20 protein-coding genes are annotated in these 21,789 nt (G+C 47.6%); 1 reads left to right on the top strand and 19 read right to left on the bottom strand.

Annotated elements, in window-relative coordinates; genetic code table 11:
* Positions 1 to 69 precede the first annotated feature (69 nt).
* The 6 genes from D0S45_14770 to D0S45_14745 all read right to left on the bottom strand — a co-directional run bounded on the left by D0S45_14770 (position 70) and on the right by D0S45_14745 (position 7,029).
* Positions 70 to 1,806, bottom strand: coding sequence for a flagellar hook protein (locus D0S45_14770; GenBank protein TIH13571.1), 1,737 nt, complete (start codon positions 1,804 to 1,806; stop codon positions 70 to 72).
* Between the two features lie 206 nt (positions 1,807 to 2,012).
* Entirely contained in the window at positions 2,013 to 2,885 is an 873-nt protein-coding gene (locus D0S45_14765; GenBank protein TIH13570.1) for a flagellin, read from the bottom strand.
* Positions 2,886 to 3,100: 215 nt separating this feature from the next.
* Positions 3,101 to 3,907, bottom strand: a complete 807-nt coding sequence (gene tsaB, locus D0S45_14760; protein ID TIH13569.1) for a tRNA (adenosine(37)-N6)-threonylcarbamoyltransferase complex dimerization subunit type 1 TsaB — start codon at positions 3,905 to 3,907, stop codon at positions 3,101 to 3,103.
* On the bottom strand, positions 3,904 to 4,974 hold the full coding sequence (rseP, locus tag D0S45_14755) for an RIP metalloprotease RseP (GenBank protein TIH13568.1): 1,071 nt from the start codon (positions 4,972 to 4,974) through the stop codon (positions 3,904 to 3,906). Before rseP ends, tsaB begins: the two co-directional genes overlap by 4 nt.
* A 9-nt stretch (positions 4,975 to 4,983) precedes the next feature.
* Positions 4,984 to 6,186, bottom strand: coding sequence for a 1-deoxy-D-xylulose-5-phosphate reductoisomerase (locus D0S45_14750; GenBank protein TIH13567.1), 1,203 nt, complete (start codon positions 6,184 to 6,186; stop codon positions 4,984 to 4,986).
* 39 nt (positions 6,187 to 6,225) lie between these two features.
* A complete protein-coding gene (locus D0S45_14745) occupies positions 6,226 to 7,029 on the bottom strand; it encodes a phosphatidate cytidylyltransferase (GenBank protein TIH13566.1) in 804 nt (267 codons plus the stop codon).
* 461 nt (positions 7,030 to 7,490) lie between these two features.
* Here D0S45_14745 and D0S45_14740 point away from each other — a divergent pair, with 461 nt between their 5' ends.
* Positions 7,491 to 9,218, top strand: coding sequence for a GAF domain-containing protein (locus tag D0S45_14740; protein TIH13596.1), 1,728 nt, complete (start codon positions 7,491 to 7,493; stop codon positions 9,216 to 9,218).
* Between the two features lie 76 nt (positions 9,219 to 9,294).
* Here D0S45_14740 and D0S45_14735 read toward each other — a convergent pair whose 3' ends face one another.
* From D0S45_14735 to D0S45_14675, 13 genes are all read right to left on the bottom strand, one after another.
* On the bottom strand, positions 9,295 to 10,224 hold the full coding sequence (locus D0S45_14735; protein ID TIH13565.1) for a glycine/betaine ABC transporter substrate-binding protein: 930 nt from the start codon (positions 10,222 to 10,224) through the stop codon (positions 9,295 to 9,297).
* A 173-nt stretch (positions 10,225 to 10,397) separates the two neighbouring features.
* Complete coding sequence (locus D0S45_14730) at positions 10,398 to 11,033, bottom strand: hypothetical protein (GenBank protein ID TIH13564.1); 636 nt, start codon at positions 11,031 to 11,033, stop codon at positions 10,398 to 10,400.
* A 24-nt stretch (positions 11,034 to 11,057) separates the two neighbouring features.
* On the bottom strand, positions 11,058 to 12,173 hold the full coding sequence (locus D0S45_14725; protein TIH13563.1) for a hypothetical protein: 1,116 nt from the start codon (positions 12,171 to 12,173) through the stop codon (positions 11,058 to 11,060).
* Between the two features lie 4 nt (positions 12,174 to 12,177).
* On the bottom strand, positions 12,178 to 12,396 hold the full coding sequence (locus D0S45_14720) for a hypothetical protein (GenBank protein ID TIH13562.1): 219 nt from the start codon (positions 12,394 to 12,396) through the stop codon (positions 12,178 to 12,180).
* Between the two features lie 25 nt (positions 12,397 to 12,421).
* Positions 12,422 to 14,155, bottom strand: a complete 1,734-nt coding sequence (locus D0S45_14715) for an SH3 domain-containing protein (GenBank protein ID TIH13561.1) — start codon at positions 14,153 to 14,155, stop codon at positions 12,422 to 12,424.
* A 240-nt stretch (positions 14,156 to 14,395) separates the two neighbouring features.
* Complete coding sequence (locus D0S45_14710) at positions 14,396 to 15,091, bottom strand: isoprenyl transferase (GenBank protein TIH13560.1); 696 nt, start codon at positions 15,089 to 15,091, stop codon at positions 14,396 to 14,398.
* 4 nt (positions 15,092 to 15,095) lie between these two features.
* Positions 15,096 to 15,656 (bottom strand): ribosome recycling factor, encoded by a 561-nt coding sequence (locus D0S45_14705; protein ID TIH13559.1) that lies wholly within the window; start codon positions 15,654 to 15,656, stop codon positions 15,096 to 15,098.
* Entirely contained in the window at positions 15,656 to 16,375 is a 720-nt protein-coding gene (locus tag D0S45_14700) for a UMP kinase (protein TIH13558.1), read from the bottom strand. The genes D0S45_14705 and D0S45_14700 overlap by 1 nt, the downstream gene beginning before the upstream one ends.
* 440 nt (positions 16,376 to 16,815) lie before the next feature.
* Positions 16,816 to 17,436, bottom strand: a complete 621-nt coding sequence (gene tsf, locus D0S45_14695) for a translation elongation factor Ts (GenBank protein ID TIH13557.1) — start codon at positions 17,434 to 17,436, stop codon at positions 16,816 to 16,818.
* Positions 17,436 to 18,215: a 30S ribosomal protein S2 gene (gene rpsB / locus D0S45_14690; GenBank protein TIH13556.1), complete on the bottom strand. Its 780-nt coding sequence runs from the start codon at positions 18,213 to 18,215 to the stop codon at positions 17,436 to 17,438. Before rpsB ends, tsf begins: the two co-directional genes overlap by 1 nt.
* A gap of 154 nt (positions 18,216 to 18,369) precedes the next feature.
* Complete coding sequence (locus D0S45_14685) at positions 18,370 to 19,137, bottom strand: FAA hydrolase family protein (protein ID TIH13555.1); 768 nt, start codon at positions 19,135 to 19,137, stop codon at positions 18,370 to 18,372.
* A gap of 82 nt (positions 19,138 to 19,219) precedes the next feature.
* Positions 19,220 to 20,923 (bottom strand): ribonuclease J, encoded by a 1,704-nt coding sequence (locus tag D0S45_14680; protein TIH13554.1) that lies wholly within the window; start codon positions 20,921 to 20,923, stop codon positions 19,220 to 19,222.
* Positions 20,916 to 21,635 carry a 1-acyl-sn-glycerol-3-phosphate acyltransferase gene (locus D0S45_14675; GenBank protein ID TIH13595.1) on the bottom strand — a complete coding sequence of 240 codons (720 nt, stop codon included), beginning with the start codon at positions 21,633 to 21,635 and terminating at the stop codon, positions 20,916 to 20,918. Before D0S45_14675 ends, D0S45_14680 begins: the two co-directional genes overlap by 8 nt.
* Positions 21,636 to 21,789 lie beyond the last annotated feature (154 nt).

Here is a 21,789-nt window from a genome sequence, read left to right as displayed (position 1 = left end):
CCTCCTGACTTATTAATCGGCAGGCTTTTCTGAAAACATTAGGCTCTTTTTTATTTTTTTCAATTCAGGTTAAGCTTTCATCAACTGGGTTACGCTGGCAGTGAGCTGCGCTGATTTGCCCTGATAGTTACCGAGCAGTGCATCCAGTCTGGCGTATTTTTGCGTCAGCATACGTTTTTTCAACGCGATGCGGTCTTCTTCTGATGCAATCTTCTTATCGATATTCTTCATGATGGAATCATAGTTATCCTGAAGAATCTCAAGAGGACCTTCTTCGCTGGTGATTTCTCCCAGAATACCGACCATTTCGCCGATCTTACCCAATTTCAGGTTGACGTTCATGGCGTCAGAAGCTTTGGTATTGGAGTTGCCATAGACTCCGTCCGCCCTGTTTTCTACACGTATAGCCATACCTGCAGCAGGTGTACCCGCTCCTCCAGTTATCTGCCATGTTGTGGAATCAACTGATGCGGTGTGCCCGTTGATTGAGGCTGAAATAAGCTTGCCACCGGAGACTTCGTACTGAACATTATATTGTCCCGCTTCTGTAACATTGCTGATGTGGGACAAATAAGTCAGATTCGGAGATTCTGATTCGCCTAAATAGTTAGCAGAAAAAAGTTTGGCCACGGCCATCGGATCGTCGTTCAAAGCTTTGGTAAGCTCGTCTGTATCGAGTTCCAGCAGCCCCATGTTGGCTCCGCCGGAATCAGCGTTGGTTTTAATGCCTAACTGGGAGAGAGCAGAATATCTGTCTCCAGAGGTGTTTCCGGTTGCAGGATCTTCATGAAACCAGGAAAAGCCGATACCTCTGCTGGCAGTTACGTCTTTTAATCTTTGACCGACCAAAAGTTCGACACCGTAGTTACCGGTCAGGATTGAACCTTTTGCAGAATCAGATGAAGTCGTGACCGAAGTCAGGTCTTTAATCATTTGCCGGACAGTGTTCGTTTGGTCGACAAATTTTTGGACGTTTTCGACCATCCCCTCTTTATCAGTTGTTACACCAATATTGATAGGGGAACCTGCGGGAGTGGTTTTTTTCAGGTTTAGGGTTACCCCCGGAATAACATCATCAACGGTATTTGTATCGCGTTCGATCCACTGGGCAGCTAAAAAAGGATATCCGTCTACTTTGATTTGTGAATTCTGAGCATTTTGAGAGCGATAAAAGTCCGTCTCATCATAAACTGTTCCAGATAGGTTGGACAGAATGACAGCATTTTCAGCACCGAGATCAAGGCCGTAAATTTGTAAATGGACTTCGCTACCATCATTGATGGTTGCGGCCCTGATTTTATCACGAGTGTCAGCATGGGCATTAATCATGCTGACAAATCCCTGCAAGGTGGTTCCTGCGGGAATATTGCTGAGCGTAATTGATTCTCCAGCGTAGGAAAATGTGAATTCTCCAGTGGAGGTAAAATATGTATCTTTTTCGGAGGCCGTACCGTGGTATCCAACTATTATATCATTTTGGGCCAGTTGATTAACTTCAACTGTGTGGGATGTGACGGTTGCTTCGCTATTTGCTGTAGCAGTGGCTACGTCTGAGTCAGAAGTGCTCACAGTCTTGCTCATGAACTCATCAAGAGTATCCATGGACTTGAGTGAAGTCTGCAAGCCGAGTAGGGCGGTGTTTAGTTCCTGAAATTTTTCAACTTTATCACTCCACGTGCTTTTCCAGCTTTCGAGTCTGTTAATATGGACTCGTTCAAGCTTGATCAGCCCGTCGATGAGTGACTGGAAGTCTGTTCCGGACCCGAGTCCGGTAAAGTTGATATTTCCTGAGGTGTAATCAGACATAATGTTCTCCGGGAAATTTTTTCCCTGGTTCTATTCTCACCTCATCTGATGCAATCAGAGTGCCAAACGTTAATGATTGATTAAGTAATGTTAATGGTTCTGAAGTGCTTAGTCTCAGCTAAGCTGAAAGCCGGGTCCGATTGGACCGGGCCCGGCTTTCCTCTTTAGTCTGACTTGGTCAGAATGCTTATGCTGCGCTAGGTTTATTAACCGATGAGCTGCATTGCCATTCTGGGCATGCTGTTCGCCTGCGAGAGCATAGCCACAGCGGACTGGGTCAGGATCTGGTTGCGGGTGAACTCAGTCATTTCAGTTGCAACGTCAACATCGGAGATGCGGGATTCCGCAGCCTGGATGTTTTCAGCCTGGATGGACAGGTTGGTAATGGTGTTTTCCAGCCTGTTCTGCAAGGCACCGAGGTTAGCACGGATCTTATCCTTGGAGATGATCGCATTATTCAGCGTATCCAGGGATTCCTGCGCTATCTGCTGGGTGGAAATGGAGTTGTTGGCAGCAAGACCTACACCAAGCGCTGATGCTGTGGAGGTTCCAATGGAAACATAATAGTAGTCTTCGGCGGAGTCGTTTGCAGTACCAAAGTGAACCTTGATCTTACCAGTAGACTGTACGCCAGCACCGCTGTGAGCACCGGAGACGTTACCATTAAGCAGGTGAATGCCGTTAAAGTCAGTTGCATTCGCAATACGGGTAATTTCTGAAGCCATGGCCTGATATTCGGAGTCGATGATCAGACGCTGGTCAGAGTTGTAGGTACCGGTTGCGGCCTGAGTTGCAAGCTCCTTCATACGGATGAGCTTTTCATCAATAACACCGAGAGCGCCGTCAGCGGTCTGGATCATTGAAATTGCATCGTTGGCGTTACGGATACCCTGGTTGAGTGACTTGATGTCTGCGCGCATAAGTTCGCGAATTGCGAGACCTGCAGCATCGTCAGCCGCGGTTCCAACACGAAGACCTGAAGAAAGTCTACGGGTTGATACACCGAGGTTGCCGTATGATTCCTGCAAGTTGCGCGAAGCATTCATCGCCATCAAGTTGTGGTTAATTACTAAGGACATGTTTTCCTCCTTGAAAAGTGATCTTTGGCTTCCTTGCCAAAAACATTGCCTTGGAACGAAAGGTTCACAAAGCCATACTGGTTCTTCGTGCCTACTTGATCGTCTGAAACTTAGATTACTTTAGGGTTCTGGTGTTTTTTTTGTTTTTTCAATAAAAAAAGGGACCTCCGTTTATGGAGATCCCTTCTAAGAATATTAATTTTAATAAAAAAAAGTTAGCGGGGTGTAATGTCCTTTAGCTGCTCCCGGGCTGCTTCAAGGGAGATGCCCCGTTTACGGGTTATTGCTTCCAGATTTTCTTCAGCATCTGATCCCCGAAGGTACATGGGCATGGGCATTTCATATGAATATTCAGCCTCTACGGCTGCATCAAGTATGTCCTGTTCTCCTGGAATGTTGAATCTGGCAGGCATGGCTGAGTATTGGGGATTGTCGGCCAGAAATTCGTCAAAGAAGGTTTTGTTTTTCAGCAGTCCGCTTCCGACCAGCATAGCATTTTTCTGCCCATAAGATAAAATAACCTCCGCGGCTTCCTGAATTGTGACCGGAAGAGGCGGAGTGATGGAGCTTAAACTGCCATTCTCATTGATAGGTTCAAATCCTTGAAGGTAGACCTGCATTCTTCTGGAATGGGTGACGGCCCAGACAGGCAGGCCGCTGACAAGGGCCGCCCCTTTAGCTACAATAGGTAGATATTCCATGGCACATACCGGGCAGCCGCTTCCCGCAGAAAGTCCGGCAGCGGCTGCAAAAGTAAGGCGTAGTCCGGTAAAGCTCCCCGGTCCGGCCGCAATGGCAATGCGGGAAATCTTTCCGGCATCGTAGCCGAAAAGTTTCAGGGAATCCCGGATGGAAGGAACCAGAAAGTTGACCGAGCGCCCCGGCACAACCAATTTCTTAGTTTCCAATAAAGAATATGATTCTTCATCCTCTGCACGGCGAGCCAGTACTATCTGTAAAGTTTCCTCTGCGCCGTTAATGGCTAACAGAAGGTCTTCATTGTTATCTATGGATAAACTCATTTGCTGCTTAATGTTCGTACTATATCGTTGAAAATTGCAAATGCCATCAGGCAGAGCAATAGCAGCAGTCCCACGCGGGTTGCTGCGCCCTGAAGCTTTTCGTTAAGCGGTTTACGCAGGATGGTTTCAAGGCTGAAAAACAGCAGATGTCCGCCGTCCAGCACCGGGATGGGCAGCAGGTTGAGCAGCCCGAGGTTGATGCTGATAAAGGCGGTGAACTGGAGCAGTTCCAGCAGTCCGCGCTCGGATTGCTGCTTAATGGCCTGCGCAATCATGATTGGCCCGCCGATAGAATCCATGGGCACGACCCGTTCAACCATCTTGACGATGCTGGTGCAGATCAGTTTGGTTACGTTCCAGGTCTGTTCCGCTGCGGCAACAGCTCCATCCATTCCGTCCATTTCAACGGTTTTGGAATCCCCTGAAGCCACAATGCCAACAACAGGTCTGCGGATGGTTTCGCCGAAAATATTCTTAAGTTCTTGAATCTGCGGTTTGACGGAAATGTCTTTGACGTTGCCGTCGCGGTCAATGATGAAATCAAGGGTGTCGGACTGGCTGGTCTGGATTGTTTCCGCAAGGTCAGACCAGAACACAATTTTGTGCCCCTCAATGGAAAGGACATTATCTCCGACTTCAATACCGGCCTTCATGGCCGGGCTGCCCGGTTGCAATTGGCCTACTTTGGGAGCCAGTCCCATCTGTCCGTTGCTGAGGATAATTCCCCAGAAAATAAGCCATGCAAGGACAAAGTTGAATATAGGACCTGCCGCAACCACTATCATACGGTGCCACGGCGGACGGTTCATGAAAAGTTCTTTTTCGTTGAACCCGTTGTCCTCGTTCATATCCCGTTCTTCCCCGGCTAGGCTTACATAGCCGCCAAGGGGAATCAGGGAGAGACGGTAGTTGGTTGCTCCCCATGTAAAACCGGCCAATCTTGGGCCGAAGCCCAAAGAAAAGGTCTTTACGCCGATGCCGAGCATGCGGGCCGCAAGGAAGTGTCCAAGTTCGTGGAAGAAAATCAGTCCGCCGAGGACCAGAATAAAATCAACTATCCAAGACATAATTTTTCCTTAGACGATGGAGTCCATCACATCCCGTCTGGTTTTGATGTCCAGTTCTAGAACCGCGCCAGCTTCGCTTACATCACATCCGGAATGGGCTTCCAGTGCCCTGCCAATGATGGCCGGAATGTCCAGAAAGCGGATCTTTTCTTTCAGGAAAAGGTCTACAGCTATTTCATTGGCTGCGTTGAGCACGATGGGGTGGCTCTGTCCGGCCGAAAAAGAATCCGCCGCATGCTTCAGGCAGGGGAAAACTTCGAGGTCCGGCTTTTCAAAGGTCAGAGTTCCTACTTCCGCTAGGTTCAGCGGTTTGAGTTTCAATGGGACTCGCTGGGGAAAGCACATGCAGAATGCAATGGGGATCTGCATGTCCGGCACACCGAGATGTCCTAGTTGCGAACCGTCCACGTATTCCACTAAAGAGTGAATAATGGATTGCGGATGAACCACTACGTCCACCTGTTCGGGCGGAAGGCCGTAGAGATGGCAGGCTTCAATAAATTCCAGCCCTTTGTTCATGAGGGTCGCGGAATCAATGCTGATTTTTGCACCCATATCCCAGTTGGGATGGGCCAGTGCTTGATCACGGGTTACTGTTTCGAGAAATTCTTTTGATTTGCCACGGAAAGGTCCTCCTGAAGCGGTCAGGATCAACCTGCTTACTTCCTCTCCGTCATGTCCGGCCAGTCCCTGAAAGAGGGCGTTGTGTTCGGAATCCACCGGAAGGATGGTTGCGCCTGTGCGATGGCAGGCATCACGGATGATATGACCGCCGAGTACAAGGGATTCCTTGTTGGCAAGTGCGATCATTTTACCCTTTTTTGCGGCGGCGAGAGTGGGTTCAAAACCGGCTGCTCCCACGATGGAGGAGAGCACCAGCGAAACTTCATCAAGCTCGGAAAGAGTAATGTACGCAGCTGGGCCGGTCAGTATTTCCGGTTTGTAGTCAGCAGGCAGAAGGCCTTTCAGTTCTGCGGCTGCTTCATCATTGAGCACAGCGAGATACTGGGGGCGATGCTTGATAGCCTGTTCAGCCAGCAGTTTTGCATTTCTGGCTCCGGCAAGAGCGGTTACTTTGAAAAGGTCCGGGTGCTGCTCAATTACTTTGAGGGTGCTGGTTCCGATAGAGCCGGTGCTGCCCAGAATAGAAATTGATCTGGGGAAATCCGGTAATGTTGCTTTTGCCGGCCATGGAGAAATATATGTTTGCAAGTCTGTTTATCCGTCTTGTTTATAGGCTTAGGGCCCTGTTTAGAAGAAAGAGTGAATCTGTCTTGCCAGAATATATACAGGAAGAGCAAGCACGAGACTGTCGATGCGGTCCAGAACTCCACCGTGTCCCGGAAGGATTTTTCCGGAATCTTTGATTTGAAGTTTGCGTTTAAGGGCGGACTCAAAAAAATCACCCATCTGGGATGCAATGTTAAGCATTGCCGCGAGGCCCATCCAGTATAGAACCGGGGCATGTCCGAAAAAATAGCCGTACAGGGTGCAGCAGAGTATGCATCCGGAAAATCCACCCATTGATCCGGCCCATGATTTCTTGGGGCTGATCTGAGGCCATATTTTCTTTTTGCCGAAGAAAGTCCCGGCATAAAAAGCAGCCGTATCTGAAGAAGAGGCTGCAAGAAGTACGAAAAGAATTTCCCAGCTGCTCATGGAAGTCATGAACTGCATAGTCACGGGAATGTAAACCAATCCGGCAAAGAGAACCAGACTGTCATGGTAGGTGGCCTGATCAGGCTTTGCGCTGAATGAAAACAGGAAGCGGAAGTTGAACAGCCAGAAAGCCCCCAGCATAATCAAAAGCATCCAGACCGGGGAGACCGCTGCGGATGTCAGGATTATTCCTGCTCCGGCAGCCATACCCACTATCCTTGAAGCTAGATGTGAACTGTCCTGCCAGAACATGGCATAAAATTCGTGAAGGGCGATGGTACAGAAAATAGCCAGCCCGCCGGTTAAAACATGGCCGCCCATTATGAGGGCTGTGGCAAGAGCTGCAACTAAGAGCAGGGAGGTGATGATTCGTTTCTGAAGGCTGCTTAAAGGCATGAAGTCCTCTGTTAAAAAATTTCCACAAAATGCAATTAAAATATATGAATACTGCTTTTGAAAGACGTTTTCCCGCTATTTTTGGGGAAGTTCCATGTCTCCGAAAGAAGTAAAAATCAGTGCCAGTTGGAAGCGGATTTTGGTTAATCGTACAAAAAAACTTCATTTTTATAATTCATTAATAGATAGCGGGCAAGCCGTTGACAGTTATTTTTCCATATTAATTATTTCAAAGCCACAAAGAATCTACATACACTTTATTCTTTTTCAAAAAAGGTTGAGAGTGGTTTCAGAGCTTTATTCTTTATGCTATGCTAAATAAAATAAATATCAGAGTAATAGCTTGTTCTACGTGTGGATAGGTTATATACAAATTGTCAGTCTTATATTGATCTTGTGTTGGTTATTTGCTCTATATTGTGGTCTGTTTTTCAGGATGTTGATCCTTGCAGGAGGGGATGGTGTTACGGAGTGGAAATGCATCTTCCGGAGCGGAAGGGCTACAAAAGATTTTGGAAAAAGCATTAAGCGATTTTCAGGGCACGGAGCATCATGCTGTTATCAGCAGGTTGGGCCGGGATATCGAAGGTGTGTTTGCAAAGGGTTGTGGCGTTAATGATGATCTTGTTGAACGGTTGACTGAGATCGGGTTGGCTCTGTCTGGTGAGACCCGCCTTGAACGGTTGCTGGAGATGATTGTCGACGAGGCGCGTGTTTTGACCAAGGCTGACGCCGGAACTCTCTACGTAGTGGACCGTGAAGGACGCAAACTTGAATTTTCTATTCTCCAGAATGACACCATGCAGGTGCGCATGGGCGGTACCAGCGGTAATGAAATTACCTTGCCAGCGGTGCCTCTTTATACTTCAGGGAACAAGCCTAATAAGTCCAACGTTTCATCTTATTGCGGGCTGACCGGGGAAACGATTAATATCGCAGATGTTTATGAAGCCGAAGGTTTTGATTTCACCGGCCCGCGCAAATACGACGCCGCCACCGGATACCGTTCCAAATCAATGCTTGTATTGGCTTTGAAAAATCATGAACAGGATATTATCGGGGTTCTGCAATTACTCAACGCCCTTGATGAAGAGGGCGAGGTTATCGAATTCTCGCCCGGAGTGGTTGATATTGTGGGATCTCTGGCTTCGCAGGCTGCCATTGCTCTGACTAATGCCCAGCTTATTCAGGGTCTTAAAGATCTGCTTTATTCCGTAATCCAGAGTATTGCCGCAGCTATTGATGCCAAATCCCCTTATACCAACGGTCATATTGAAAGGGTGGTGACCATCACCATGATGATTGCCGAGAAGGTTAATTCCCTTACTGAGGGTAAGTATGCTGAAGTTAATTTTACTGTTGATGAGCTTGAGGAGCTGAAGTTAGCTGCATGGATGCATGATGTGGGTAAGATTTCCATTCCTGAGCATGTGGTAGATAAATCCACTAAGCTGGAAACAATTTTTGACAGGTCTGAGATGGTCGATGCCAGATTCAGGTTGATCAGTGAAACCATCAAAAACAGGCAGCTTGAAGAAACTGTTGCCGTCTTATCAAATGGGGCCGATTCTTCTACGCTGGTTGAAATCGAGATGCGTTATGCTGTTGAGCTTGAGCAGGTTGAGGAAGACCGCCAGTTTATAAATACATGCAATATTCCCAAAGAATTTATGTCGGATGACCGTATCGCCAGAGTGGAGGGCATTGCCGCCCGTACCTACGAAAGCAATGGTGAAACTTTCAACTGGCTGACCGAAAATGAGGTTAAAAATCTTTGTATAAGGAAGGGGACCCTTACCGATAAGGAACGAAAGATCATTGAGAGTCATGCGGCAATTACCCATGAAATGCTCTCCCGGTTGCCGTTTCCTAAGCGGCTTTCCCGTGTTCCTGAATTTGCTGCCGGACACCATGAAAAGTTGGATGGTTCCGGGTATCCCAAAGGGTTGTCTGAGGATGACCTGCCCTTGCAGGCTCGGATAATGGCGGTCGCGGATATTTTTGAAGCCCTGACAGCCAAGGACAGGCCGTATAAGAAACCCATGAAGCTTTCGCAGGCCATCAAGATCTTGGGATTCATGGTTAAGGATAAGCACATAGACGGAGAGGTCTGCAATCTCTTTATCGACTCCGGCTTGTATATGGATTACGCCAAGGCTGAACTTGATCCTTCGCAGTTGGAAGAATGATATTTTGTCCATGAACGATACAAAAAAAGGGAGTGCCGATTTCGGCACTCCCTTTTTTTGAATTATGTGGATAAATTTATTTACTATACTTGGCTTTAACTGCTTCAAAAGCGTCGTTACCATCGGCTGTTTTGACGTTTGCCAGCCATTTTTTTACTACCGTCAGGTTGTTTGCAATCCAATTGGAGGCAACATCCGCAGCTTCCTGATTTTTATATCCGTGATCGTTAATCCATTCGCTTTGGGTCTGGGCGGAAACCGTGAAGTTTTCGAGCATTTTCTGAATCTGGGGATATTCTTTAGCAAATCCTGCGCGGGTTACAGTGTACACGTCGCATGAACTGATCAGGTCTTCTGTTCCGGGAACTCCTTCAAGGAAACGAATGTCCATCTGAACTGTCATCCAATGAGGTTTCCAGCAACCGAAAACAACCCACTTGTTGCTTTTAATACGGCTTTGAGCTTCGGCGAGCATAACCGGAGTGGTTGTGCCGACATGTTCCCATTCTTTAAGCTGGCCGATATTATTTTTGATCATACCTTCCACGGCTGTATGCATGCCTGATCCGGGTTCAATATCGTAAATGGTTTTGTCGAATTTAGCGGCGTGTTTATTCAGGTCGTCAACAGAGCGTACTCCTCCGTCCCATGCCTGTTTTGAAACACACATGCCGATAAGGGCATCGCTCAAGTTTGTGCGCACCTTGACTGCCTGACCTTTCTCTACCAAAGGATCGAGCATGGGGTTTTGTTGTGGAGTCCACCCTGCAAGAAATACGTCCATATCATTTTGTGTCATGCTCTTATATATAATAGGAGGGCCGACTTCGAGCATTTCGCTTTCATAGCCCATTGCTGAGAGCAGCTGTACGACAACGTTGCTTTTAACTGTGACTCCGGGCCATGGTGGAACACCGAATTTAATTTTATCGCCAGCAGATGCAGTGGCGGGAATGAATACTACAATACATAACAAAAGGGCAATCTTGATAATCCAAGATTTCATTCGATCCTCCGAGGTTGTGATGGTGTTCATTGTTTGAGAGATGAAAAATAAGATAAAGACATAGAATAAAGTCTTGCAGAGTATGTTTGTATGTGCTTTTTGATTAAAAATCAAGTCCCGTCATAAATCGTATGACGGGACTTTTGTGTTGTTGTTACGTTCTGCTGATCCGTTTATCTCTTCTTATTGTTTTCCTGCCAATGGGTTAGTACGGTATCGATAGTTCTCAGACGGGCAATTTTACGCGCAATATCGATAACTGCCAGCTTGATCAGCCTATCCTTTTTGGGGTGCATGTATTCCCCGGTCAGGTTCAGGGCGTATGAGGTGGGCGGATCAAATTCCACTCCGAGAAAATCTCCGTTGATGTCCACCAGTGCGGAGTATTGCTCATAATCCTCATCATATTCAATATCCACTTCCGATGCGCCGATGACAACGTAATCTACTGCGTTGTCGCGGGCTATGCTTATTATTTCGTCTTCAGTTACTGTCTGCTGCGAGGTCGCGTAGGAGCGTTTGCAGGAATCAAGCAGGAATCCGGTTATCATGCGGTCACGGTGGGTTTGAAATCCGGCCTCGTTGAACTCCTGTTGCAGGGACTTGTTCAGGTTACGGATCAGGTTTTCGCATTCCTGCGGGGAAAGATTTTCCCCCTTGATACGTGGCACCAGTGAAAATACGATGGTTGGCTTTCCGGTTTTTTTGTAAATTTTATACCCGTCTTTGCTTCCGCATATTCCGGTGGTGGCAAAGGACAGCACCAGCAGGGCAGAAATGATGATTGAAATTGTTGATCTCTTTTGCATGGAAACTCCTTGGCTGCGTTCCGGTTACCGTTTGCAGGAATCCAGATCGGAAAGGGCGTTGATCAGGCTGTTGTAGTAGTTCACATCCGACACTGAGGTATGATCCTTGGCGATAGTTGCATCTACTGCCTTGATGCATTTTATGATATCACCGTTACCTTGCAGGTAGGCTGCGGTGGTGTAGTTGCGTTCAATAAATGGACCGAGATCATTATCTTTGGTCCCGGTTTTGATGGTCAAGCTGAATTTGGTTTCCGGCTTGGGCATGCGCATACTGGTTTGGTAGACATTGTCTCTTTCCGAGAAACCGGATTTATCCGAACCCTGCTGAAAGGATACCCCGAACATAGAAACCGAAGCATGCAGTCCCCTACGAATGGCGTTGAATCTTGTCTTGGGAGGCAAGACCATCATTTCTTGCGAAAGGGCCTGTGAAGCCAACATTTGGGCCAGTGATTTATATTTGGCTGGATTCTGGATGCGTTTGAGTGTCCCTTTGGAAAGGGATATGTCGTTGATAGCGCAGGTTTTGGTTGAAAACAGATAGTCCATGTTGGCGAGACATTTGCCAAGCTCATCTTGCGCATCAGCTTTGAGCCTTTTGCGGTCAGTGAAGAATTCCACAATGGAAGCCCTTATTTGTCCGGCAAGGGGTTCAAGGCTGAAATTTTTGGTTTTATCTAGATAGGGAACAGATATGAGCATGGGGGCGGAGTATACCAGTGATTCGGACTTTGCTTGAAAAAGCAGGAAGTTCAGGCCGATATAGACTCTTCCCTTGTACAGCCGTTGTTCTGCAGAACCATATTCATCCACAAAGGAAATTACATTATCAACAAAGAGTAAGGGTACGAGGATGGCTTCCGGGTCAAATTTATCTCCGAACCCGGCTCTTTTTATTTTTACCCCTTCATTTTTAGCGGCTGCGCGTTTGAGGAATCCCATCACTCCCTTGCGTAGTGATTTTTTGAAATTTTTGTCTTTCAGGATAACTTCCAGTTCCGCTTTGTGCCTGTCATTTTCTTTATTGCGCACCTTGCCTATAGCAGGGGAAATAATAAAAAGTTCCTTCGCTTCTGACCATGCGGGACTAAGCAGTATGCTCAGCAGAACCGGAATGATACACAATAGACGGATCATGCTTTTACCACTGGTGTCCTTCAACACTGTCCTGAGCTTCTGTGTCCTTGATCTCTTCAGTTTTGTGCTTGGAGGATTCAGTCTCATCTTTCAGGTCCCCGGCGGATTCGCCTACGTCATGCATGGAGGTCTTGGCGGATTGGGCATGGGTAAATTTTTTCCCGCAACCGGTAAATGCAAGCAGCAGTAAGGAACAGAGGATGAGCATAAGTGTTCTTTTCATGAGGATACTCCTTTTTTTCTTTCGTCTAATCTAACATGTCTTCGGCCAGAGCAACAGAGGAGGCTTTTTGTTCCACTTGTTGAAAGCCGGATGCGGCCTGAGTGGCCAGCTTCTTTTTCAGTCTGCTACTTAAGGCCAGTTTTTGTTGGTAGTAAGATTCAAGCATGGTAGTTACCTGCGTATTTTTGCGCCGTGCGGTCATGATAATACTACTGATATCCTTACCCTGCCGTGTGATAACTGATGAATTTTGTTCAATATAGTTAAAATCAGTTTCGAAGTCGTCAAACAAACCTTGGAGGGTCTGAAATTGATCCATAGTATCCATAAGTCTTGGGAGTGCCGCTATTGCACCAGCAGGATTGTTTTGGGCGTTACTTATCTGGGCAACAAGTTCTGCAATGGAAAGGCCTATGATTGTTAATTGTTTGGTGACCTCCGCACTCATTTGTTCGCCTTTTTCAGCGTATGACCCCATGGCCCGGTCAATACTCAGGATGACGTTGCCGGATTTGTCCATGCTCATGTCATAAAGCGCGTTGGATGCGTGTAGGTTGGTGGAAAAAGAACCGATAATGGAATCGAGGTTCTGGATTTGTTGCGTATTGAGCTGTGAAAAATCAGCAGCTTCAGACTTGATTTGTTTTTCCAGTTCCTTAAGCATTTTACCGTTTTGGGCAATTTTTACAGCTGCCCCTTCAATGGAGTCGGTGGGTTCGTATGAAAGGTCTTTGATGAAGGCCTTGATGGAGATTTTTTTCATGCCGGTGGAGCTAACGCCGCGCGCGGTGTCGGCTGCCGCCTTGTAATTCTGATTCATAGCGGAGACAGTTGCGCCTACCAGTGATTGCAGGGCACGGGTTTCATTAAGCGCTGCCAGCATCTGCTCGCGAATTTCAACTGTTTTTTTGGCCAGTTCTTTACTTGTATCCAGATTTTTAAGGATATCTATAATGGCATCATTGGTACTTTGAGGTTGCTGGGCCTGCATGTTCTGCTGTCCCCCTCCCAAAAGGGCGGATGCGAATGCCCCGAATAAGGCCATAGCGGCTTGGTTGTCTCCGCTACTTTTTTTAACGGTGGTTTTTTTCTTGGTTTTGGTATTAATTCTAGGTTGAATTTTTTTCTTTTTAGGTTTTGCAGCAACTGTTTTATGAGGTTTTTGCTGTACGGGACAAGGAGCCTGATCTGTGAAAGTTCTGGTTTCAGTCTTGGCGATAGGGCTGAGTGGATTGGCTACACACACTTTGGTGAGGGCATAGCCTTCGAAATCTTCACCTTTGATCTGGTAAAAGTCGTTTTCAATGTTCAGGATATCAAAGGTTGTTTGCGGTGAGAGGATACGTACCGTGGGCGATTTGCGGTTCGGGGCCGTATAGACAACCGCCTTTTCTTTGTTTCTACCACGTGTGCCAAGGTAATTTCCGAAATCAAGATTGACCAGTTTATGGTAGACGAAACCGGGCTTTCCGCTGTCGTCCATACGCTTGATCTTGTACCAGTTCCCGTTTTTGCCGATAAGTTCCACCTGCGTGTTTTTGGCAAGGATATCTACTATATCAGCTTTAGAAGATGACACTTCACGGACATTGGTTTTCACAAGAGCTTTACCAGTGACAATAGGTGTTACAACAACGGTTTCAGTCCTAACTGTTGTTTTTACGGCATTATTTTGTCGTGTTTTTTTGGGAACACAGCCCGCAACTAGCAAGCAGGTTGTTAGGCAGACTATCAGGCTGGAAACCAATCTTGATGACATGAAAAACCTCCCTGTATCCATGTGAACGCGCTGGTCGATAAGATATGCGTAATTGGAAGATTTTAAAAATCATTCCAAAAGTGGCTTTATTGCATGTTTTCTAAATAGAATAAAGTAGTTTACCTGATTTTGTCGATAAAAAAATGAATTTGTGGGAGATAATTTGATGATAGGGAGGAGGACATTAAAAAAAAACCCGTGAAGATTACCTTCACGGGATTTTAAACTAGAGTTTGTTTCTTAAATTTGTTCGCCGGTTTTACCAAAGCGACGTTGCCGTCGAGCGTAGTCCTCCAGAGCTTTATCCAACTCTTCAGGACTGAAGTCCGGCCAGTAAACATCAGTGAAGTATAATTCCGAGTAAGCGGCTTGGTAGAGCAGGTAGTTAGATAATCTTTGCTCTCCGCTGGTGCGGATTATCAGGTCCGGGTCCGGCTGTCCGGCTGTGTACAGGTAGTCGGACAGTGATTCCTCGGTTATTTTGTCTTCACTGATACCATTAGAAATCATTTTCTTGCAGGCCCGCACCAATTCGTCCCGCCCTGAGTAATTCAAGGCCAGATTAAGGGTCATGGACTTGCAGTTTTCCGTTTTTTTAATGGTGTGGGCCACAACCTGCCTTACGCCGAAGGGGAACTCAGAGAGCTCCCCCAGTATATTCAGGCGTATGCCCTGCTCGCGCAGGCTGGACAATTCCTTTTTAAGGAAAACTGTCAGCAGGTCGAAAAGCGTGCTGATTTCATCTTTCGGTCTGGCCCAGTTCTCCTTGGAAAAGGTGTATAGGGTCAGATATTCGATGCCGAGTTCCCGGCATCGGGTGACGATATTTCTAGCCGCTTCTGTTCCAGCCCGGTGACCTTCGCTTCTGGAAAGACCACGGGCCTGTGCCCACCGTCCATTGCCGTCCATAATGACGGCTAAATGTCGGGGCATCATTGTATTAGATTTCCAGAATTTCCTTTTCTTTTTCGCCGCATGCTACATCACATTTCTTGACGTAGTCGTCAGTGATTTTCTGAACGTCATCCTGAGCTTTGCGCTGTTCATCTTCGGAAATATCCTTGTCTTTTTCCAGCTTCTTCAGGGTATCGTTCATGTCGCGGCGTACGTTACGCAGGGCTATTTTAGAGTCTTCAGTGTACTTTTTAGCGATTTTTACCAGATCCTTACGGCGTTCCTCAGTGAGGGGCGGAATGGTAATACGCAGCATGACACCATCATTAACGGGGTTCAGGCCGAGATCAGACTGTTGCAGGGCTTTATCAATAAGGGGGAAAGCTCCTTTATCCCAGGGCTGAATGGCAATGGTGCGGGAATCCGGGATAGAAACAGAAGCCATCTGGTTGATGGGAGTGGGGGTTCCGTAATAGTCAACGGAAATGCTATCCACCAGCGAGGTGGCCGCACGACCGGTGCGCAGTTTTGCGAAATCGTTTACCAGTGCGGTCAGCGCGCCTTCCATTCTTTTTTTGCCGTCGGCAAGAACTTCATTAATCATTATTATCCTCCGTGAACAATTGTTCCGATCTGCTCACCTTTCACAACCCTTTCAATGTTTCCTTTCTCGAAAAGGTTGAAAACAATGATGGGCATGTCGTTGTCCATAGCCAGTGAAGTGGCGGTGGAGTCCATTACGCCCAGTCTCTTTTCCAGAGTTTCAAGGTAGGTGATAGATTCAAATTTTACTGCATCGTCGTGTTTCATCGGGTCTTTGTCGTAGACACCGTCAACCTTTGTCGCCTTGATGATGGCTTCAGTCTTCAGTTCCATGGCCCTGAGTGCTGCTGCGGTATCGGTAGTGAAATACGGGTTACCGGTTCCGGCTGCACAAATGACCACCCTGCCTTTTTCAAGGTGGCGGACGGCCCTGCGGCGGATATAAGGCTCGGCCACGGCCTGCATGGGAATAGCGGACATAACCCTTGTATCGCATCCCAGCTTTTCAAGGGCATCCTGAACAGCAAGTGCGTTCATGATGGTAGCAAGCATCCCCATGTAGTCGGCGGAAGCGCGATCCATGCCTTTTGCAGAATCAGACATGCCGCGAAAAATATTACCGCCGCCAATGACCAAGGCAACCTGAAGTCCTTTCTTGGCAACTTCCGCAATTTCGCCTGCAAACTGGCTGATTGCTGAAGGTTTGATACCGAACTGCTGGTCACCTGCAAGTGCCTCACCGCTGAGTTTGATCATTACCCGTGAATAGCGCAATTTGTCCATAGTTTCTCCCGTTTTTCCGCGGATCTTGTCCGGTTATGAGTAGATAAAGTAGCCGGAAGTTGATTTCTCTGGCGTAGGAGGGGGCTTCCCTCCTGTTTCCGGCTATATAAAAAATCGTTGTTATCCGTTTCTGATTTAGTTGCCCGATGTTACCAGAAAATCCCGCTTCAGGTAATCGATCAGGTGAAAATTGCCCCTTTAAAAAGCTCAAACCCATACGGCCATGTCCGTATTGATTTGAGCTTAGAAAAATATCCACCGCTGAACTTCCTTCAGTCTTTTTTGCTGGGTTCGCTTGTGAAGGGGAGTTCGTTTTCGCGGCTTTCCGGTGCAGTGAGGGGCAATTGGTGTCTGTTTCAAACCTGTCCTTGGTAAGTGTGTTTGCGCTTGTTAAAAAAAGGACAAAAAAAACGGGCCTTGCGGCCCGTTTTAATGACGTCTTATTCAGCTTCGCTTTCGGCTGCTGCTTCCGCGAGATTGATGCGGGCGAAGCGGCCGATTTTCATGTTCTCACCGAGAACTGCGATAGTGTCGTTGAGGAGGTCTTTAATGGTCTTCTTGTCGTCCTTGATGAAGGGCTGTTCAAGAAGGCAGACTTCCTTGTAGTATTTATTGATACGTCCTTCGACGATCTTCTGAGCAATATTCTCAGGCTTGCCTTCGGCAATTGCCTGCTGGAGATAGATGTCTTTTTCTTTTTCCAGCAGATCCTGAGGCAGATCTTCGGGCTTTACACAAACCGGGCTGGTTGCTGCGACCTGCATAGCGAGGTCTTTGGAAAGCTGGATGAACTGTTCAGCTTTAGCAACAAAGTCAGTTTCGCACTGGAGCTCAACCATAGCAACGAGTTTGCCGTTGCTGTGGGTGTAGGTGCCAACCAGACCTTCGCTGGTTGCGCGGCCTGCTTTTTTAGCTGCCTTGGCGAGACCTTTTTCACGCAGGTGCTTGATTGCTTTTTCTTCATTACCATCGCATTCAGCGAGAGCTTTTTTGCAATCCATCATTCCTACGCCGGTTTTTTCGCGCAGGGCCTTAACCATCTGTGCGGTAATAGCCATGATTATTTTGCCTCCTGAGGAGTTTCTTCTTTAGCTTCAGTTTCTACAGCTTTCTCAGCAGCTTTGGTTGTTTCTGCTTCCATAGCTTTGTCTTCCTTGCGGCGAGCTGCGCCTTCGAGGCAAGCATCAGCCATGTGGGAAGCGAAGAGCTTGATGGCGCGGATAGCGTCATCGTTACCGGGAATGATGTAGTCAACCATATCGGGATCGCAGTTGGAGTCTACTACTGCAACTACAGGGATACCGAGTTTGCGGCATTCCTGAATAGCGATCTGCTCACGCTTGGGGTCGATGACGAAAGCAACAGCGGGGGAACCGTTAAGGTCTTTGATACCGCCGAGTGCGAGGTTAAGTTTTTTAACCTCACGACCCATCATTACGATTTCCTTTTTGGGGAAACGCTTGATGGAACCGTCTTCGAACATTTCCTCGAGCTTTTTGAGGCGATCGATGCTTTTCTTAATGGTCTGGAAGTTGGTAAGAGTTCCGCCCATCCAGCGATGAGTTACGTGGAACATACCAGCACGGCTTGCTTCAGCAGCGATTGCTTCCTGAGCCTGACGTTTGGTACCGATGAAAAGAACTTTGCCGCCTTTAGCTACGTTGTCAGCGATGAAATCGTGAGCCTTGCGGAAAAGTTTTACAGTCTGCTGAAGATCCATGATGTGGATACCGTTACGTGCACCGAAAATGTAAGGGCGCATTTTGGGGTTCCATCTGCGGGTCTGGTGACCGAAGTGAACACCGGTCTCAAGCATCTGCTTCATAGTTACGTATGCCATAATTTCCTCCTGGGTTTTTCCTCCATTCCGGCGGTAATGAACCTGCAACCGTTGCAGGCACCCATCGTGATGCCGGAATGTGTGATTTGGCTACGCACCTTTACGGGATATCCGTTCGGAAATCAAGCCTTGGTGCGTGTTTTTTTGAAAAATATTACTGAACCGGTGCTTTTAGCGAATCATCATCCACTACAGGGTTGCTGAGTTTGCCGATTCCTTCAATCTCCACTTCGACCCGGTCCCCGGCGGTTAGTGTGCCGATTCCCGGAGGTGTGCCGGTCATGATTACGTCACCGGGATTGAGGGTCATGATGCGTGAGATGTAGCTGACAAGCTCCGCAGGGCTGTACTGCATGTCTGCAACAGTGCCTTCCTGCCGGACCTTATCATTAACTATAGTGCGAATGCCCAGTCCGCTGACATCAATATCGGTCTCAATGCAGGGGCCGACCGGAGCAAAGGTATCAAATCCCTTAGCCCTGGTGAAGAGTGTGTCCTTGCGCTGGAAATCCCTTGCGGTCACGTCGTTGGCGCAGGCGTACCCGAAAATTAGCGGTGTAATATCCTGTGGAAGTACATTTTTAGTTGTCTGCCCCATGATTATAGCCAGTTCGCCTTCATAATCCACCTGTTGAGAGGAGGAGGGGATAACAATTGCATCATGGTTCCCCACAATCGCAGAGGGCGGCTTAAGAAAGATCATTGGCTCATCAGGAATTTTCATGTCCAGTTCTGCGGCATGGGCTTTGTAATTTAGGCCCACACAAACTATTTTGGAAGGAACCACAATAGGCAGGATTATGCATTCCGAAGCCGGGATAGGTACGGAACCGGGCTGCCCTGTAGCCAGGCTTTTGAAATGCCCGTCTTCCTGAGTGGCATAAAACACCTGCTCGCCATGTCTGATTCTGTAAACTTTCATTTAAACTCCCGGCATGATCTGGTTCAGTCGCAAAAATAAAAATAGCACAAATGGGGAAATCATCCAAATAAGGTTTGGATTTTTAGAGCATGCACTTCTCGCATTTGGCATCAATGTCTTTGTCTTCATCTCCGGTCAGGGAGATGACAAGGGGGATGACCACGGGGTCACGGCCCAGTACCTTGCGGAAAAATCGACGTAGGGCGGAGCGGATACGTTCCTTGAGCTTGTTGGTATGTCCCGGAGGAATGTTCTCAAAAACATCAAGTACAATGCATTTGGCGTCTTCCAGCAGGTGTGAATACGTCTGTTCAAAAACGAAACCCTTGGAGGTCACTTCAGGCCCTTTCAGGATTTCCCCGGTGTTAACATCAAGCACGAGAGCTACAATAACCAGACCTTCCCCGGCCAGTAACTGGCGTTCTTTGAGTACGGTCTGTCCCACGTCGCCGACGCCTTTGCCGTCTACAAGAGTGCATTGTACGGGAACGTTTTCTTCAAAACGAATTCCATGCAGCAGGAAGGTTACCGGTTCTCCGTCTTCGATAACCAGTGCGCGTTCTGGGGCGACTCCGGTCTCAACTGCAAGGCGTGAGTGTTTGATCAGGTGTCTGTATTCGCCGTGGACCGGGATGAAATATTTGGGGCGCACTGTTTCCAGCATGGTACGCAGTTCTTCGCGGTGAGCATGCCCTGATGCATGGATGCCCTGAACTTTTTCATAAAGGACTTCCGCGCCGAGCTTGTAGAGTCTGTTGATTACCCGGGTGATGGCCTTGGTATTGCCGGGAATAAAACGCGAGGACATGAGTACCAGATCGCCTTCCTTAATGGAAAGCTGACGGTGGTCCCCAGTAGAAAGACGTGAAAGAGAGGCCAAGGATTCGCCCTGTGATCCGGTTACCAGTAGCACTATCTCATCGTCGCAATAGTCGGGCAGGTCTTCTATATCGATAAGTGTTCCGCCCGGAAAACGTAGTTTTCCAAGGTCGCGGGCCAGATCAATGTTGCGAGCAAGGGATTTGCCGCTAACCCCGACCTTACGCCCGGTTTCCACGGCAAGATCGAAAATTTCCTGCATGCGCTGGATGTGACTGGAGAATAGCGTGACTAGAATACGGCCTTCCGCTTCTTCAAAAAGTTCACGCATGGAGTTCTTGATTTCACTTTCAGTGAGGGCGTGTCCTTCCTGTTCCACGTTGGTGGAATCAGAGAAAAGCAGGGTTACGCCCTGTTCGGAAAATTTAGCAATGGATTCAAGATCAGTGGCATGCCCGTCAAGCGGATTGCGGTCTATCTTGAAATCACCAGTGTGAACCACTCGACCAACTGGAGTTTCAATACCCAGTGCGAACCCATCAATGATTGAGTGGCAGACTGGGAAAAAATTGAAAGTCATGTCGCCCATTTTTATTCGGTCATGGGGCTTAACTTCGCGTAGTTCAACGTAATCTTCAAGATTATGTTCGCGGAGTTTGTTTGCCACCAGTCCGAGGGTGAACTTTGAGCCGTAGACCGGAACATCTATATAAGGAAGAAGCCACGGCAGGGCACCGATGTGGTCCTCATGGCCGTGGGTAAGCACAATACCTTTAAGAATGTCTTTTTGGGCCAGGATATGGTCGAAGCGAGGAATGGCTATGTCCACTCCGAAAAGAGCGTCGTCAGGAAAAATAAGGCCGCAATCGACCACTACAGCACTTTCAGCCGTGCCGAGGATCATGCAGTTCAGGCCGATTTCACCCAGTCCCCCGAGTGGACATACATTAAGTTGAGGATCACTCATCTTTTAGCTCCGCGTAGGCAGCGCCCATGACTTTTTCAAGTTGTTCCTTGAGTTTGACGCGGTCACGTACTTTATATTCGGAAGTATCAATGGGTGGCAGAGCCTTGATTTTAACTTCCTGAAAAGGGTTCATCCACAGGCTATGTTTTTTGCACACTCGGTTTACCCCGTACATGACCACCGGGGCGATGGGTTTATTGCATTTAAGGGCCAGTACCATTCCGCCGGTTTTAAATTCCATGAGTCCGTCTTTTTCAGGGGCGGGGTTGCGTGTGCCTTCCGGGAAGATCAGCGGAGAGAGCCCGCTGTCGGCAACATTGATGGCATTCTGGATGTCGCGCATGCCCTGCCTGCGGTTTTCGCGGTCAATGGAAATATGGTTCCCCGCTTTCATGGCATGACCGAATACTGGGAAATCAAACAAGGATTTCTTGGCCACAAATTTGAATTCCCAAGGAGCAAGGTGCTTGAAAAGCAGGGGAATGTCGTAAAAACTTTGGTGGTTAACCATGAACACGTAAGTCTGGTTTTTATCCAGCGCGCTCAGGTCTACTCGATCCGTGCTGGCGCAAAGCCAGGTAACGACCTTTCCCCAGTTTCGTTCACTCCAGTGAGCGGAAGTCTGGTTGCGTCCGATGATGGCCACAATGGAAAAGAAAATAGTGGCCGGGAAAAAAATAAGGTAGAAAAATAAGGTTCTAATTAGGCTCACGGTGATATTTACGGTTAAACTGTTTGCTATGAAAATATGTTCATGGTCGGATATTTCGCCGATCTGACTGACAATCATTAATTAATAACAAATAAGCAATCCATTAAGTAGTTTAATTTTTGTCGCTGGACAAGGGGGCGAGGGAAAATAATGA

It is taken from the genome of Marinifilum sp. JC120, from assembly GCA_004923195.1.
Taxonomy (GTDB): Bacteria; Desulfobacterota; Desulfovibrionia; order Desulfovibrionales; family Desulfovibrionaceae; genus Maridesulfovibrio.
The sequence above is the reverse complement of the archived record's forward strand: the minus strand, read 5'-3'. Positions and strand labels throughout refer to the sequence as shown.